Origin of the sequence: Shinella granuli, assembly GCF_004341885.1 — a bacterium.
Lineage (GTDB): Bacteria > Pseudomonadota > Alphaproteobacteria > Rhizobiales > Rhizobiaceae > Shinella > Shinella granuli.
Map to the genome: position 1 here is coordinate 174,160 of NZ_SLVX01000001.1, position 15,326 is coordinate 189,485.

Sequence of the window (15,326 nt, forward strand, 5' to 3'; positions counted from 1 at the left end):
GGGGAGCGCGTGCTTCCCGCCCGGTCGCTGATTCAACTGTTCCCACGCGGGCGGTCGGGCTGTCCCGCCGCCCTTTGTTGGCGGCTTCTACTCGGCCGCAATTGCGACAGGCATATGACCTGCAAGGTATTTTTCGGTTTCGAGGGCCGCCATGCAGCCCATGCCGGCGGCCGTCACCGCCTGGCGATAGATGTCGTCGGTGACGTCGCCTGCGGCAAAAACGCCCGGCACGTCCGTCGCTGTCGAATCGGGCGCCGTCCACAGATAGCCGTTCGGCTTCTGGCGCAGCTTGCCCTTGAAGAGGTCGACCGCCGGTGCGTGGCCGATCGCCACGAACACGCCGTCCGTCACCATGTCGCGCGTCTCGCCGGTCTTGACGTTGCGCAGCTTCACGCCGTTGACGGAGGCGGGCATCGGCGGCTTGGGATCCGCGCCGAGATATTCGACGACCTCATGGTCCCAGACGATCTTGACGTTCTCCTTGGCGAACAGCCGCTCCTGCAGGATCTTTTCCGCACGGAACGAGTCGCGGCGGTGCACGACCGTCACGGTCCTGGCGAGGTTGGAGAGGTAGAGCGCCTCTTCCACGGCCGAGTTGCCGCCGCCGACCACGATCACGTCCTTGCCACGATAGAAGAAGCCGTCGCAGGTCGCGCAGGCCGAGACGCCGAAGCCCATGAACTTGTGCTCGGTGTCGATGCCGAGCCACTTGGCCTTGGCGCCCGTCGCGATGATCAGCGCGTCCGCGGTCCATTCGGTGCCGCTGTCGGTGGAGATGCGGAAGGGGCGCACGTCGAGGTCGACATTGGTCACGAGGTCGTTGACGATCTCGGCGCCGACATGGCTCGCCTGCTTGAGCATCTGCTCCATCATCCACGGACCCTGCACCGGATCGGCATAACCGGGATAGTTCTCCACATCCGTCGTGATCATCAACTGGCCGCCCTGTTCCATGCCGGCGATCAGCACCGGCTCCAGCATGGCGCGGGCGGTATAGATGGCGGCGGTGTAGCCGGCGGGGCCGGAGCCGATGATCAGCACCTTGACGTGACGGGCGGACATGGTCGTTTCCTTCCGGGGCTTCTGCCCCAATGGGCCAATTCCCGCGCGGCCGCGCGCAGGGGATCGGCCAGCGTGTCGTTGTTCAGCCATCATTTATGAAGGGAGCGCCGTGAGTTTCAAGTGCGCGCGGGGCTTTGCCAACAGACAAGCGATGGCGCGTGACATATTTGTGCCTCTTACGGTAACAATGTTGCGCTGATGCGGCGATTCGGGTCACTTCCGGTCGCGTCCCTGAAAGGTTTCAATAATTCCCATGTTTCGTGCCGAACTCGACGCCATCGACATCCGTATCCTGAAGGAGCTTCAGGCCGATGGCCGGATGACCAATGTGGAGCTTGCCGCCCGTGCCGGCATCTCCGCGCCGCCCTGTCTGCGCCGGGTGCGCAAGCTGGAGGAAGCGGGCATCATCGAGGGCTATACCGCGATGCTGAACGCCCCGGCGCTCGGCTATGATCTCGTCGCCTTCTGCATGGTCGGGCTCAAGCACCAGTCGGAGGCGAACCTCAAGGCCTTTGCGGCTGCCACCGGCGAATGGCCGATGGTGCGCCAGGCCTGGATGGTCTCGGGCGACAGCGATTTCCTCTTGCACTGTGTCGCCGAAAATCTCACGCGCTTCCAGGATTTCGTCATCGAGGAACTGACCGCCAATGCACAGGTCGATACCGTGCGCACCATGCTGACGATCCGCCAGGTCAAGAAGGTCGGGCTGGTCGAGCTTTAGAGCCGTATCAGCAAAGGTTCTGCGCCCGGAATTGCGCCGGAACTCTAGCTGGCCCTCCAGCGCTTCAGGATCTCCTCCGCCAGCCCGGGCGTCGAATTGACCGGGCTGCCGCGGCCGTGCACGGGCGCCTCCGGAAACCGGCCGATGGCGGCCTGCCGCGACAGGGCCGAAATGAGGCTGTCGATCTTCGGATGGCCGCCGGAGGGATGGAAGAGCTGCACGGGCACGCCGAGCGCGGCCGCTTCGCCCACCATGTTGGTCGAATCGGCAGTGACGACGATCTCGTCCGCCCAGGACAGATAGGCAAGGAGCGGGTTTTCCCCCGTGCCGTCCCAGACATGCACTCCCTGGCGATTGCCGAGCCCGGCCAAGGCCTTGGCGAGCGAGGCAGGCGTGCGACGCGACGTGGTTATCATCAGCCCGCAGCCCTGCTCCCGCTTTGCTTCAAGGCCGCGCAGGAACCGGTCGCTATCGGCGTCGGTGAAACGATGGTGCCGGCCGTTGCCGCCGACGAGCACGGCGATCCGCGGCCGGGGCAGGGGGGCGAGGACCTCCGCAAAGGCGGCATGCGCCTCCGCCAGCCGCTCCGGCAGGAGCCGGTTGGGGGCGGTGGTGACGACGAGGACGGCCCTGCCGCGCGGTGCGTCGTGCTGCTGCACGATGAGGAGGTCCGCGCCGTGCCGCCGGGTCCGGGGATCCTTGAAGAACACGCAGAAGGTTGCGGGGGCGAGCGCCTTCAGCCGGCGCAGATAGGGCACCGCCCGCCGGCCCGTGGCAAGGCAGATGTCGGGGAAGGGCGGGGCGAGCGGCGAGCCGGCCTTCCCCGGCGCGTCCTGCGGGTCGATCGGCCCCCAGGGCATCAGCCAGGTGAAGGCGCGGCGCGGCGCCACCCGTCGCAGGACCGGTAGCACGCCCATGGCTTCCGCAAGGCCGATCAGCGGCTGCTCGTCGCCGGCCTTGCCGTCCGTCAGGACCCAGACGACGGGAGCGGCGCCCTTCGCCATCTCAGCGCCGCGGCTCCGCCATCAGCCGTTCATAGGCGGAAAACTCCTTCTCCAGCATCTGTCGGGTGGTGAAGTTTGCCAGCACATGCTCCCGGCCGTTCGCGCCCATGGCCTTCAGGCGGCCCGGATCGGAAAGGGCTTCTTCCAGCGCGGCGGCGAGGGCCGCGGCGTCGCCGGGCGGCACGAGCCAGCCGGTCCTGCCGGGCAGCACCGTCTCCCGGCTGCCGCCGTGATCGGTGGCGATGACGGGCGTGCCCATCGCCTGCGCCTCGATTGCGGCGCGGCCGAAGGCCTCGGGATCCGTCGAGGCAGAAACCGCAAGGTCGGCGGCGGCGAGAACGGCGGGAATATCCCGCCGGCTGCCGGTAAAGGTGACGCGGCCGTCAAGGCCGAGGCGCGCAATGTCGCGCTGGAGTTCGGCGACCAGCGCGTCCGAGCCGCCGCCGACGAAGGCGAGGCGAAGATCGGGACGATCGAGCCGGGCGGCGGCCTCCAGCAGCACGGCGTGGCCCTTCCACCGCGTCACGCGGCCGACCATCACCACCAGCGGGCCTATTTCCGTGGCGCCGAGTTCGCTGCGCAAGGCTGACCGTGTTTCGGCCGGGGCGCGGGCGGGATCGAAGAGATCGGGTTCGACGCCGCGCGGGGCGACGACGACGCGCGCCTGCGGAAAGCCGTAGACGGCGACGATGTGGTCACGAATGAACCCGGAATTCGCGATGACCAGCGGCACGCGCAGCATGGCGCTGTTGTAGAAGCGTTTCAGGGCGTTGCCGTGGCTGTAGACGCCATGGAAGGTCGTGACGAAATGCACCGGCCGCCGCGCCAGGCGGCGGGCGAGAAGACCGACCCAGGCCGGCACGCGGCTGCGGGCATGGATGATGTCGATGCCCTCGGCATCGACCAGCCGAGCGACGGCCCGCGCAGCCGAGATGGCGGAAAACGGCGATTTCTTTCCGACCGGCAGCGTGACGTGCCTGGCGCCCGCGGCCTCCGCGGCGGCGACGAGCGGGCCGCCTGCGCTGGCGATCCAGTTCGGCAGGCCGAGCGCGCCGAGATGGCCGGCCATCTCCACGGCACTGCGCTCCACGCCGCCGTCGCCGAGCGCGGGAAGGAGCTGAAGGACGCGTGGTCCGGCGGTCGTCTTACCCTCCGGCGGGGGCATCAGGAAATCCTCGATCTTGTGCTGCCAGGTCTGCTGGCGGGCATGGCGGGCGGCATTCTCGCCGAGCCGGAGCCGGAAGTCACGGTCGCCGAGCAGCCTGTCCAGCGCCGCCGTCACCGAGGCCGGGTCGGCGCCGTCGCACAGAAGCCCCGTCTCGCCGTCGTGCACGGCATCCGCCGCGCCGCCCTCGCGGCCCGCAAGGCTTGGCACACCGTACCAGGCCGCCTCCAGATAGACGAGGCCAAATCCCTCGACGGAGTTGCCTTCGCGCCGTGCGGGCATGGCGAAGACGTCCGCGAATTCCAGAAGAGCTGCCTTTTCCGCATCCGGCACGCGCCCATGGAAGATGACGGCGCCGGCAATGCCGGCGTCCCTGGCAAGGGCTTCGAGCCGGGCGCGGTCCGCGCCGTCGCCGGCGACGTGCAGGGTCAGGCCGGGATAGGCCGGATGCAGCGCCGCCACGGCCTCGATGAGCCGGTCCACGCCCTTGCGCGGCTCCAGCCGGCAGAGCGTGACGACCTGCAGCCCCTCGCCATGGCTTGCCCGCAGCGCTGCCAGCCGGTCGGGATCGGCCGCCGCCTGCGCGGGTACGGTGGGGGTGACGGTGCGCAGCCGGCCCGCCGCCACATAGGGCGCGGCAAGGCTGGCGGTGAAGCTGGAATTGGCGATGACGTCCTTCGCCTTGGCCATGGCCGCCAGGATGCGCTGCGCCTTGCGCGGCGAGGGGGCTGTGGGAAACTCCATGCCGTGGGCGAGAACGGTGACGGGAACGGTGTCTATGCCAAGGTTTTCGACGCTCTTCCAGGTGTCGGCGATGATGCGGTCATAGGCGCCGGTGCGCACGAGGCGGGCAGCCTCGTGTGCCTTGCACCAGCGCCGCACCGGTTTCCAGGCGGAGAAACGCTCGATGCGGTAGGGGCGGCTTTTTTCGGCGGGGTCTGGCGCACCGTCCGCCAGCACGGTGACGGTGTGGCCGCCCTCCTGCAGGGCAAGCGCCATCGAGCCCATCATGTTCTCGATCCCGCCGACGACCGGCGGGAAGCATTGCGTGAGTATGAGGATGTTCATGGGATAGTGAGGCTCGAAAATGCAGCGTGGTCGCGGAACTCCTACCACCGGCAGGCGATATGGTCTATGGAGGCGCCGGCGCTCAATCGGCGCGGTCCAGAGGAGATGATGCGGATGCAGACGATCGTATGCATGAAATGGGGCACGCGCTATCCGGCGGATTACGTCAACCGTTTGTGGTCCATGATCAAGCGCAACACCGTCCGTCCGACGCGGCTCGTCTGCTTCACGGAAGATGCCGACGGCATCGATCCCGCGGTCTCCGTCTTCCCGCTACCGCCGATCACCATTCCCGAGCGTGTCGCCTGGAAGCCGTGGCGCAAGATCTCGCTGTGGCAGGCGCCGCTCGCTGATCTGGAAGGCGATGTGCTGTTCGTCGATCTCGACGTGGTTATCACCGGGCCGCTCGACGATTTCTTCGATTACGCGCCCGGCCGGTTCTGCATCGCCGAGAACTGGACGCAGCTCGGCCAGGGCATCGGCAACACCTCGGTCTATCGCTGGACGGTCGGCACCAACACGCAGATCTACGACGACTTCGTCCGCGACCCGGACGCCAAGATCGACACGCACACGATCTCGCAGCGTTACGTTTCCGCCGCGGCCGACGACATGACCTACTGGCCGGCGGAATGGTGCGTCAGCTTCAAGCACACGCTCCTGCCGCGCTGGCCGCTGAACTTCTTCAAGGACGTGCCGCTGCCCGCGGGCACCCGCATCGTCGCCTTTACCGGCAAGCCCGATCCCGACGAGGCCGTGATCGGGCAATGGCCGGTGAAGGCTTGGTGGAAGAAGGCCTACAAGCACGTCCGGCCGACGCGCTGGATCGACGAGAACTGGCGCTGAGGCGGCGACGGCGCGCCTGCCTCTATTATCCGAGGGTGTCGAGATACCAGCGATAGGCGCGCGCAATGCCCTCGCGGAGCGTCGTGGCCGGTTTCCAGCCCATCGCCGCCAGCTTGGCATTCGACATCAGCTTGCGCGGCGTGCCGTCCGGCTTGGAGGGATCGGTCTCGATCCGCCCTTCGAAGCCGACGACCTCGGCGACGAGTGTCATGAGGTCGAGAATGGCGATGTCCTCGCCCGAGCCGACATTGACGTGCTCGTAGTCCTCGTAATGCTTGAGGAGGAAGACCAGCGCATCGGCGCAATCCTCGCTGAACAGGAATTCGCGGCGCGGCGAGCCGGTGCCCCAGATCGTCACATGGTCGAGGCCCGCCAGCTTCGCCTCATGCGCCTTGCGGATCAGCGCGGGCAGCACATGGCTGGTCGCAAGGTCGAAATTGTCGTTCGGGCCGTAGAGATTGGTCGGCATGGCCGAGATGAAGCGGGCGCCGTGCTGCTTCATATAGGCCTGGCAGAGCTTGATGCCGGCGATCTTGGCGATGGCGTACCATTCGTTGGTCGGCTCCAGCGCGCCGGTAAGGAGCGCGCTCTCGGTAATCGGCTGGTCCGCGAATTTCGGATAGATGCAGCTCGAACCGAGGAAGAGCAGCTTCTCGACGCCGGCCTCGTGCGCCGCCTTGATGACGTTCATCTCCATGGCGAGATTGCGCTGGAGGAACTCCACCGGTTCGCGGTCATTGGCGAGGATGCCGCCGACCTTCGCCGCCGCCATCACCACCGCCTGCGGCCGCTCCGCCGTAAAGAAGCGCTCGACATCCGCCTGGCGCTCGAGGTCCATCGCATCACGCGACGCGGTCAGCACCGTGCAGGTCTCCGCCGCCAGTCGTCTGGCGACGGCGCTGCCCACCATGCCGCGATGACCGGCGACGAAGACGCGTTTTCCTGCAAGATCGTACATTCAGAGACGGTCCTTTTCCGCAAAGTCCTTCCGCATCATTTCGCGGGCAAGCTCGTGCGGATCCTCATAGATGTGCTCGATGCGACCCGTGTTGAAGCAGCAACCGTGCAGGATGGGCGCTGTAGGTCTTAGCGCCTTAGCAGCCCGGCGATGCGATTCTTCAGGTGAAGCGCCTCGCGGAAGACGAAATCGCCGGCCGTCAGCAGCGGATGGCCCCGCCGCGCCGCGCGCTGGCTTTTCAGCACGGCCTTGCCGTCGCCTTTCGGCCTGGTGCCATTCTTCTCCACCACATCGGCGATCAGTGCGACGAGATTGTGATCCTCCAGCACGCGCCGGCGCGCCTCGCGGATGGCGGGCAGGCGCCTTTCATATTCGTTGTTGTCGATCGCCTCGCGCATGATGCGCCAGGCCTCGTCCGGCTTGCGGATGTCGATGGGGATGAAGCTGTCGGCCGGAAAATAGTCGGCGGCGTTCGGCGCGCCGAAATAGAAGGGCAGCGACAGGCCGAGGAAGGGGTCGGCCAGCTTTTCCGTGAAATGGTGCGGGGCGAGGTGGTTCTCGATGGCGAGATGGTACTTGTAGGGATCGATCGATTCCGCCTTGTCGTCGACCGGCCGGTGGCCGCGGCCGAAGACGTCGAGATCAGGCATGCGGGCGGCCATGGCCTGCGTGAAGTCGTAGCGCAGGCGATGCAGCGTGTGGCCCTGCCGCTTCGTCGAGCAGACCGTGCCGAGCACGTTCGTCTTTTCCGGAAAATGGCCGGCGATCTCGTCGGCGGTCATCAGGCGGCGGCTGCCTTCGCCATAGAACCAGCGCAGGCCCGCCTGGCTCCAGATGCGGCCGGGATGGCGCAGCGCAAAGGGTTCCTGGCTCGTCACCACATGACCGAACTGCCGCGTGAAGGCGCGGCCGTAGATCTTGATGCCCGACGGCTCGGTGGTGAAGAGGATGGTGTTTTCAGGGGCGCAGGCGAGTTCTTCCACCCGCATCGAGCGGCGCTCGCCGCCGGCCGACGGCAGGTTCTCGTAGACCACCAGCCAATCGTAGTCGCGCGCCTCGGGATCGAAGGTGAAGACGAGGCCGCGCGCTGCGGAGAAGCCGGCCGGCACCTGCCGGGCGAGGGGGCTTATGCCATGGGTCCGGCTGACCCGGTCCATGACCTTGACCACCGTCGCGGCGGTGCCGTTCTTCTTCGTGGAAAGCATGGGGCTCCCCGCGTCCGTCACCCCCAGGTGACGGCGAGGATCTCGTAGGCCTTGGAGCCGCCCGGCGCGTTCACTTCGATCGAATCGCCGACTTCCTTGCCGATCAGCGCGCGGGCGATCGGCGAGGAGATGGAGATGCGGCCCTGCTTCACATCGGCTTCCTGGTCGCCGACGATCTGGTAGACCTTCTCTTCCTCGGTGTCCTCGTCGACGAGCTTCACCTTGGCGCCGAACTTGACCTTGGAGCCGGACATCTTGGAAAGGTCGATCACCTCGGCGCGCGCGACGAAGTCTTCCAGCTCCGTGATGCGGCCTTCGTTGTGGCTCTGGGCTTCCTTGGCGGCGTGGTACTCGGCGTTTTCCGACAGGTCGCCATGGGCGCGTGCCTCGGCGATCGCTTCGATGATTCGCGGACGCTCTTCCTGCTGACGCCAGCGCAGTTCTTCCTGCAGCTTGACGAAACCGCCCTGAGTCATCGGTACCTTTTCAACCATTTTATCCCGTCCTTCAGCCCGCGCCGCCCAGGCTCCCGCCTGCGCGAACGCAAAAGAAAACGGTCTCCGGAGAGGAATCCCCGGAACCGTCGAAAGCATTTGAACGCCCCTTATAGCAGATTGCATCGTCCGAAAGCCAGTTTTTTCGCCGCAGGCTGCTCTGCGCCCACAAGGACGGGAACAATCGGCCCGCGTTCCGGTTAGTCCGATATCGCGGGAGGCGTGCATGGCCATTCAAGATTCGATTCATCTGGAAGGCAGGATCAACGCGCATCGGCGCCTGCTTGTGGAGCTGATCTCGGTGGTGGCGGCCATTCCCGCGGCGCGCGAGGCGCTTCTTGCCATGGCGCGCGACAACGAGACGGTTTTTGACCACGAGGAGGATCCGGGCATCGAGCCCGATGCCGCCTTCGCCGCCCAGCAGATCGCCGACGACGAGATACGGGCGATCCTGGAGGCTGCGATGGCCCGCCTCGAAACCAGGACGTGAGGACCAATCCATGAACATGTTGCAGAAGATTTCCGGCTATTTCAAACAGTTGGCCGGCGAAGTGTCGGGCGACCAGAAGCTGCACGACGAGGGCCGCAGGCAGGCGTCGGGCGACTACCAGGAAAAGGACGATCAGGTCGTGCCGGTTGCCCGCAGCACCGTGTCCGGCGCCGACGGCGTCGTCTCGGCCGAGACGGGTCGCAAGACGATCATCGAGGCCGACGCGGTGCCGCAATTCGCCGTCTCGCAGGCCGGTCGCGACAATGACGGCGTGTCGAGCGCCAAGCCGCGCGTCATCACCGGCAGCGACGATGCCACGGTGCACCGCACGCCGCCGGGCACGGAGGCGCCGGCCAGCGACTGGTCGGCCGGCTTCGACGAGACCGCGCCGCGGCAGGACTTGCCGGACCCTGTCGCCGACTATTCCGATCCCGAGCAACTGAAGCTCTACCGCCTCGTGCCGCTTGCCGGTGCCTCGGACACGAACTGGGACCTTGCGCCGAATCAGGGCGAGGTAGTGGTGCGCGCCCGTTCCAGCGGCGATGCGCGTGTCGTGGCCGCGGCGGCCGAGCTCGATTACCTGGAGATCGACGCGCTGCCGGCCGACGGCAATTCCACCACGTCGTCGAGCGCCTTCCGCAACGAGAAGCTCTACACCGTCGTCGACGAGACCGATCCGTCCTATCCGGTGGAAGGCCCGCGCGAAGTCGTCGCCGGCACCGTGCGTGTCGACAATATCCGCCCAACCGAATTGTGAGGAGGCCGACGATGAGTCCCAGCCAATCCGCCCGCACGGCGGCAAAACAGCGTGACATCCAGGACGAGGTGGCCAAGGCCGACCGCAAGGGCGCACAGAAGGCACCGAAGGCCATGCAGGCCGGCGCGCGCACCTATCCCGTGCCGCCCTTTCCCAAACAGCACCAGCCGAAACCCGGCCAGGAGGCCAAACTCGATCCGGCGCCGATGTACGACGCGCCGTTCTACAAGGGATCGGAAAAGCTGAAGGGCAAGGTGGCGTTGATCACCGGCGGGGATTCCGGCATCGGCCGGGCGGTCGCCGTGCTCTTCGCGCGTGAAGGGGCGGACATCGCGATCTGCCATCTCGCCGAAGGGGTGGATGCGAAGGAGACGATCGCCGCCGTCGAGGCGGAGGGCCGGCGCTGCATCGCGCTTTCCGGCGACGTCAAGGACAAGGCCTTTTGCGCGCAGGCGGTGAAATGCACCGTGAAGGACCTCGGCCGGCTCGACATCCTCGTCAACAACGCCGCCTTCCAGGTCCATGCGGAGGATATCCTCGACCTCTCGGAAAAGCATTTCGACGAGACGCTGAAGACCAATCTCTACGGCTATTTCTTCATGGCCCAGGCGGCGGTGCCGCATCTGGAGCCGGGCTCGGCGATCATCAATACCGGCTCCGTCACCGGCCTTGAAGGTTCCAGGGCGCTGCTCGACTATTCGATGACCAAGGGCGGCATCCACGCCTTCACCCGCTCGCTGGCAAGCCAGTTGGTCGATCGCGGCATCCGCGTCAACGCCGTCGCGCCGGGGCCGGTCTGGACGCCGCTCAACCCGTCGGACAAGCAGGCCGAGGACGTCGCGAAGTTTGGCGCGAACACGCCGATGAAACGCCCCGCCCAGCCGGAAGAACTGGCGCCCGCCTATGTCTTCCTCGCGTCCCCGCAATGCTCCAGCTACATAACGGGGGAGGTGCTGCCGATCATCGGTGGTTATTGAGCGTGAAAAAGCCTCCGCCCCCTCCTGCGTCATGTCGGGCCAGGCCCGCGGGTGCCGCGTGGATCCTCGGGTCAAGCCCGAGGATGACGTTCAGGGGGGAGACAGTTGTCAAACGGAACCGGAGGCGTCACCGCCCGGCCCGGATTGATGGTAACCTTCCCCCACCCGCCGACGTCATCCTCGGGCTTGACCCGAGGATCCACGCGGCACCCGCAGTCGTAAATGCCCGGCGGACGAGCATGGCGGGAGGAGGCGAAGGGCCTCAGAAATAGGCCTGCAGCGGCCGCACTTCCAACTGGCCCTGCTTGAGCGCCTTGATCGCCTGGGCGGCGGCTTCGGCGCCGGCCATAGTCGTGTAGTAGGGCACCTTCTGCATCAGCGCGGCGCGGCGCAGCGACTTCGAATCCGAGATCGCCTTGTTGCTGTCCGTCGTGTTGATGACGAGGCTGACCTGACGGTTGCGGATGGCGTCCTCGACATGCGGGCGGCCTTCCTGCACCTTGTTGACCTTGGTCGCCTCGATGCCCTTTTCGGCGAGGAAGCGGGCGGTGCCCGAGGTTGCCATGACCTTGAAGCCGATCTCGGTCAGGAGGCGCACGGCGGTCAGGACGCGCTCCTTGTCCTCGTCGCGCACCGAGACGAAGACCGTGCCTTCGCGCGGCAGGTCGACGCCGGCGCCGAGCTGGGACTTCGCGAAGGCGAGCGCGAAATCGGTATCGAGGCCGATGACCTCGCCGGTCGAGCGCATTTCGGGCCCAAGCAGCGTGTCGACGCCCGGGAAGCGGGCGAAGGGGAACACGGCTTCCTTGACGGCGATGTGCTTCAGGTTGCGCGGGTCCGGCTTCTCGCCATAGGCGGCAATCGCGGCATCGAGCGTTTCACCGGCCATGACGCGGGCGGCGATCTTGGCGATCGGCGCGCCGATGGTTTTCGCCACGAAGGGCACCGTGCGCGAGGCGCGCGGGTTCACTTCGAGCACATAGATCGTGCCGTCCTTGATGGCGTACTGGACGTTCATCAGGCCGCCGACATTCAGCGCCTTGGCCAGCGCCTTCGTCTGGCGTTCCAGTTCGTCGACGATCTCGTTGGAGAGCGTGTGAACCGGCAGCGAGCAGGCCGAGTCGCCCGAATGGATGCCGGCCTCCTCGATATGCTCCATGATGCCGGAGACGAAGACGTCCTTGCCGTCGCACAGCGCATCGACGTCGACCTCGACCGCGTTCGACAGGTAGCTGTCGAAGAGCAGCGGGTTCTTGCCGAGCAGGGTGTTGATCTGGCCGGTCTTGTCGTTCGGGTAGCGCTGCTTGATGTCTTCCGGCACCAGTTCCGGCACCGTGTCGAGCAGGTAGGTCTGGAGCTGGCCTTCCGAATGGATGATCTGCATGGCGCGCCCGCCAAGCACGTAGGACGGGCGCACGACCAGCGGGAAGCCGATCTCGCCGGCGACGAGGCGTGCCTGTTCGACCGAATAGGCAATGCCGTTGTTCGGCTGGGTAAGGTCGAGCTTCTGGAGGAGCTTCTGGAAGCGGTCGCGGTCTTCGGCAAGGTCGATCATGTCGGGCGCGGTGCCGAGGATCGGAATGCCGTTCTTTTCCAGCGCTTCGGCGAGCTTCAGCGGCGTCTGGCCGCCGAACTGCACGATGACGCCGACGACCTCGCCGTTGGTCTGCTCGGCCTTGAGGATCTCGATGACGTCCTCGGCCGTCAGCGGCTCGAAATAGAGGCGGTCGGAAGTGTCGTAGTCGGTCGAGACGGTCTCCGGGTTGCAGTTGACCATGATCGCCTCATAGCCGGCATCCTTCAGCGCGAAGGCGGCGTGGCAGCAGCAATAGTCGAACTCGATGCCCTGGCCGATGCGGTTCGGCCCGCCGCCGAGGATGACGACCTTCCTGCGATCCGAAATGCCGGCTTCCGAGCGCGTGGCGCCGGCAAAGGGCGTCTCGTAGGTCGAATACATATAAGCGGTCGGCGAGGCGAATTCGGCGGCGCAGGTGTCGATGCGCTTGAAGACCGGGCGCACGTCGAGGCCGTTGCGCAGTTCCGCGACTTCCTTCGGGCGCTTGCCGGAGAGAGTCGCAAGGCGGGCGTCAGAGAAGCCCATGGCCTTCAGCATGCGCAGGTTCTCGGCGTCCTGCGGCAGGCCGTGCTCGCGGATGCGGGCCTCCATGTCGACGATGGCCTTGAACTGTTCGAGGAACCACGGATCGATCTTCGAGCCCTCGTGTACCTCTTCCAGCGTGAGGCCGAGGCGAAGTGCCTGGGCGACCATGCGCAGGCGGTCCGGCGTCGGCGTGGAGATGGCGGCGCGGATGGCGTTCTTGTCGTTGCCGTCGCCAAGGCCCGGGATCTCGATCTCGTCGAGACCGGTGAGGCCGGTTTCAAGGCCGCGCAGCGCCTTCTGCAGCGATTCGGCGAAGGTGCGGCCGATGGCCATGACCTCGCCGACCGACTTCATGGCGGTGGTCAGTGTCGGCTCGGCGCCGGGGAATTTCTCGAAGGCGAAGCGCGGGATCTTCGTCACGACATAGTCGATCGACGGTTCGAAGGAGGCCGGGGTCGCGCCGCCGGTGATGTCGTTCTCCAACTCGTCGAGCGTGTAGCCGATGGCGAGTTTCGCCGCGATTTTCGCGATCGGGAAGCCGGTGGCCTTGGAGGCGAGCGCGGAGGAGCGCGAGACGCGCGGGTTCATCTCGATGACGACGAGGCGGCCATTGGCAGGGTTGACGGCGAACTGCACGTTCGAGCCGCCGGTCTCCACCCCGATCTCGCGCAGCACCGCGATCGAGGCGTTGCGCATGATCTGGTATTCCTTGTCCGTGAGCGTCAGGGCCGGGGCGACGGTGATGCTGTCGCCCGTATGCACGCCCATCGGGTCGATGTTCTCGATCGAGCAGATGATGATGCAGTTGTCCGCCTTGTCGCGGACGACCTCCATCTCGTATTCCTTCCAGCCGAGCACCGACTCCTCGATCAGCACTTCCGTCGTCGGCGAGGCGTCGAGGCCGGAGTTGACGATCTCGAAGAATTCCGAGCGGTTGTAGGCGATGCCGCCGCCGGTCCCGCCCAGCGTGAAGGACGGGCGGATGATCGCGGGCAGGCCGATCACGTCGAGCGCCTGCGCGCCGACCGCCATGGCGTGGCTCATGTAGCGCTGCTTGCGGTCGGTCTCGCCGAGGTTCCACTGGTTTTCCAGCTCGTCCAGCGCCTTGTCGAGCGCATCGCCGGACAGTTCGGCCTTGAGCTTCGCGCGCTGGGCCTCGTGGATCTTGCGGTCCTGTTCCTTGATCTCGGTGGCATTGGCGAGCATCGATTTCGGCGTTTCGAGGCCGATCTTCGCCATGGCCTCGCGGAAGAGCGCGCGGTCCTCGGCCTTGTCGATGGCTTCCGGCTTGGCGCCGATCATCTCGACATTGTAGCGGTCGAGCACGCCCATGCGCTTCAGGGAGAGGGCGGTGTTGAGCGCCGTCTGGCCGCCCATGGTGGGCAGCAGGGCGTCCGGGCGCTCCTTGGCGATGATCTTGGCGACGACCTCGGGGGTGATCGGCTCGACATAGGTCGCGTCGGCAAGGCCCGGATCGGTCATGATCGTCGCCGGGTTGGAGTTGACGAGGATGACGCGGTAGCCTTCCTCCTTCAGCGCCTTGCAGGCCTGGGTGCCGGAATAGTCGAATTCGCAGGCCTGCCCGATGACGATCGGCCCCGCGCCGATGATGAGGATGGATTTCAAATCTTGGCGCTTGGGCATCTCTCTATCCGATCTATCCGCGTGCGCGAAAAACCGGCCATGGTGATGGGTTCACCGGCCGGGCGCGCAAAAAAGGTCTTTCAAGGCTAGAAGCGGCTTATAGGCAAATGCGGAGGCGAGCGGAACCCCGAAAATGGACCAATCGACAGGAAATATGTTGGCCCGTCCCATGGGCTGCCTCAGGGCCGTGCGCCGTCGATATAGGCCTGGATCGAGCGGCCGACTTCCGCGACGATGCGCTCGCGCGGCAGCGCCACGACCGGCGGCAGCCTGAGCACGTAGCGGGTGAAGGCAAGGCCGAGGATCTGCGTCGCCACGAGGCCGGCGACGGCGGGCGCATCCGGCCCGGCAAGCCGTGCGATGGCGGGGGCGACCTGGGTCGCGAAAATCTCGCGCAGCCGCGCGGCGGCAAGATCGTTCGAGGCGGCCGAGCGCAGGGCGATCGGCAGGCCGATGGTGCCGCCGTCGCCTTCCCAGACCGTAAGGAAGTGCCGCACCAGCGCCTCGCCCACTGCGTGGCGGGGAAGGGTGGTGAGGTCGGGCAGCCGCAGATCGAGATCCGCCGCGCGGGCAAACAGCGCGTCCTTGCCGCCGAAGTAGCGGATCACCATGGCCGGATCGATCGCGGCGGCGGCGGCGATGTCGCGCACCGTCGTGCCGTCATAACCCTTTTGCGCAAAGAGCAGCCGCGCGGCTTCGAGGATGGCCTCGCGGGTACGGTCGGACTTGGTTTTCTTCGCGGGGGAATCGGTCATGGCGTAAAATGCCAACACGTGTTGACAAATTCAAGTGGCCGGCATAAAAGTCAACAAATGTTGATTTTTTTGGAGTGCG

The 15,326-nt window shown here is 66.3% G+C and carries 13 protein-coding genes; 5 read left to right on the plus strand and 8 right to left on the minus strand.

Features of this window, described 5'->3' with window-relative positions; all coding sequences use genetic code 11:
- Positions 1-87 precede the first annotated feature (87 nt).
- Positions 88-1,062, minus strand: a complete 975-nt coding sequence (gene trxB / locus EV665_RS00870) for a thioredoxin-disulfide reductase (protein WP_133032741.1) — start codon at positions 1,060-1,062, stop codon at positions 88-90.
- Between the two features lie 253 nt (positions 1,063-1,315).
- Between trxB and EV665_RS00875 the strand changes: the two genes are divergently transcribed.
- On the plus strand, positions 1,316-1,783 hold the full coding sequence (locus EV665_RS00875; protein ID WP_023516337.1) for an Lrp/AsnC family transcriptional regulator: 468 nt from the start codon (positions 1,316-1,318) through the stop codon (positions 1,781-1,783).
- 44 nt (positions 1,784-1,827) lie between these two features.
- On the opposite strand, the gene EV665_RS00880 is transcribed toward EV665_RS00875, so the two are convergent.
- Both EV665_RS00880 and EV665_RS00885 read right to left on the minus strand, forming a co-directional pair.
- The gene (locus EV665_RS00880) at positions 1,828-2,787 is read right to left on the minus strand and encodes a mitochondrial fission ELM1 family protein (RefSeq protein WP_133032742.1); all 960 of its coding nucleotides are present in this window, start codon (positions 2,785-2,787) and stop codon (positions 1,828-1,830) included.
- A gap of 1 nt (position 2,788) precedes the next feature.
- A complete protein-coding gene (locus EV665_RS00885) occupies positions 2,789-5,020 on the minus strand; it encodes a glycosyltransferase (protein ID WP_133032743.1) in 2,232 nt (743 codons plus the stop codon).
- Between the two features lie 114 nt (positions 5,021-5,134).
- Here EV665_RS00885 and EV665_RS00890 point away from each other — a divergent pair, with 114 nt between their 5' ends.
- Positions 5,135-5,866: a hypothetical protein gene (locus EV665_RS00890; protein WP_133032744.1), complete on the plus strand. Its 732-nt coding sequence runs from the start codon at positions 5,135-5,137 to the stop codon at positions 5,864-5,866.
- A 25-nt stretch (positions 5,867-5,891) separates the two neighbouring features.
- Here EV665_RS00890 and fcl read toward each other — a convergent pair whose 3' ends face one another.
- The 3 genes from fcl to greA all read right to left on the minus strand — a co-directional run bounded on the left by fcl (position 5,892) and on the right by greA (position 8,523).
- Entirely contained in the window at positions 5,892-6,824 is a 933-nt protein-coding gene (gene fcl, locus EV665_RS00895) for a GDP-L-fucose synthase (protein WP_133032745.1), read from the minus strand.
- A gap of 128 nt (positions 6,825-6,952) precedes the next feature.
- Positions 6,953-8,029 (minus strand): glycosyltransferase family 10 domain-containing protein, encoded by a 1,077-nt coding sequence (locus EV665_RS00900; protein ID WP_245507629.1) that lies wholly within the window; start codon positions 8,027-8,029, stop codon positions 6,953-6,955.
- A 17-nt stretch (positions 8,030-8,046) separates the two neighbouring features.
- The gene (gene greA / locus EV665_RS00905; protein WP_064330723.1) at positions 8,047-8,523 is read right to left on the minus strand and encodes a transcription elongation factor GreA; all 477 of its coding nucleotides are present in this window, start codon (positions 8,521-8,523) and stop codon (positions 8,047-8,049) included.
- 226 nt (positions 8,524-8,749) lie between these two features.
- Here greA and EV665_RS00910 point away from each other — a divergent pair, with 226 nt between their 5' ends.
- From EV665_RS00910 to EV665_RS00920, 3 genes are all read left to right on the plus strand, one after another.
- Positions 8,750-9,013, plus strand: a complete 264-nt coding sequence (locus EV665_RS00910) for a hypothetical protein (protein ID WP_064330722.1) — start codon at positions 8,750-8,752, stop codon at positions 9,011-9,013.
- Between the two features lie 400 nt (positions 9,014-9,413).
- Positions 9,414-9,770, plus strand: coding sequence for a hypothetical protein (locus EV665_RS00915; protein ID WP_064332579.1), 357 nt, complete (start codon positions 9,414-9,416; stop codon positions 9,768-9,770).
- An 11-nt stretch (positions 9,771-9,781) separates the two neighbouring features.
- On the plus strand, positions 9,782-10,747 hold the full coding sequence (locus EV665_RS00920; RefSeq protein WP_133032746.1) for an SDR family oxidoreductase: 966 nt from the start codon (positions 9,782-9,784) through the stop codon (positions 10,745-10,747).
- A 262-nt stretch (positions 10,748-11,009) separates the two neighbouring features.
- Here the strand turns inward: EV665_RS00920 and carB are convergent, their stop codons facing one another.
- Both carB and EV665_RS00930 read right to left on the minus strand, forming a co-directional pair.
- Positions 11,010-14,492 (minus strand): carbamoyl-phosphate synthase large subunit, encoded by a 3,483-nt coding sequence (carB, locus tag EV665_RS00925; RefSeq protein WP_133032747.1) that lies wholly within the window; start codon positions 14,490-14,492, stop codon positions 11,010-11,012.
- A gap of 179 nt (positions 14,493-14,671) precedes the next feature.
- The gene (locus EV665_RS00930) at positions 14,672-15,247 is read right to left on the minus strand and encodes a TetR/AcrR family transcriptional regulator (RefSeq protein ID WP_133032748.1); all 576 of its coding nucleotides are present in this window, start codon (positions 15,245-15,247) and stop codon (positions 14,672-14,674) included.
- Between the last annotated feature and the right edge of the window lie 79 nt (positions 15,248-15,326).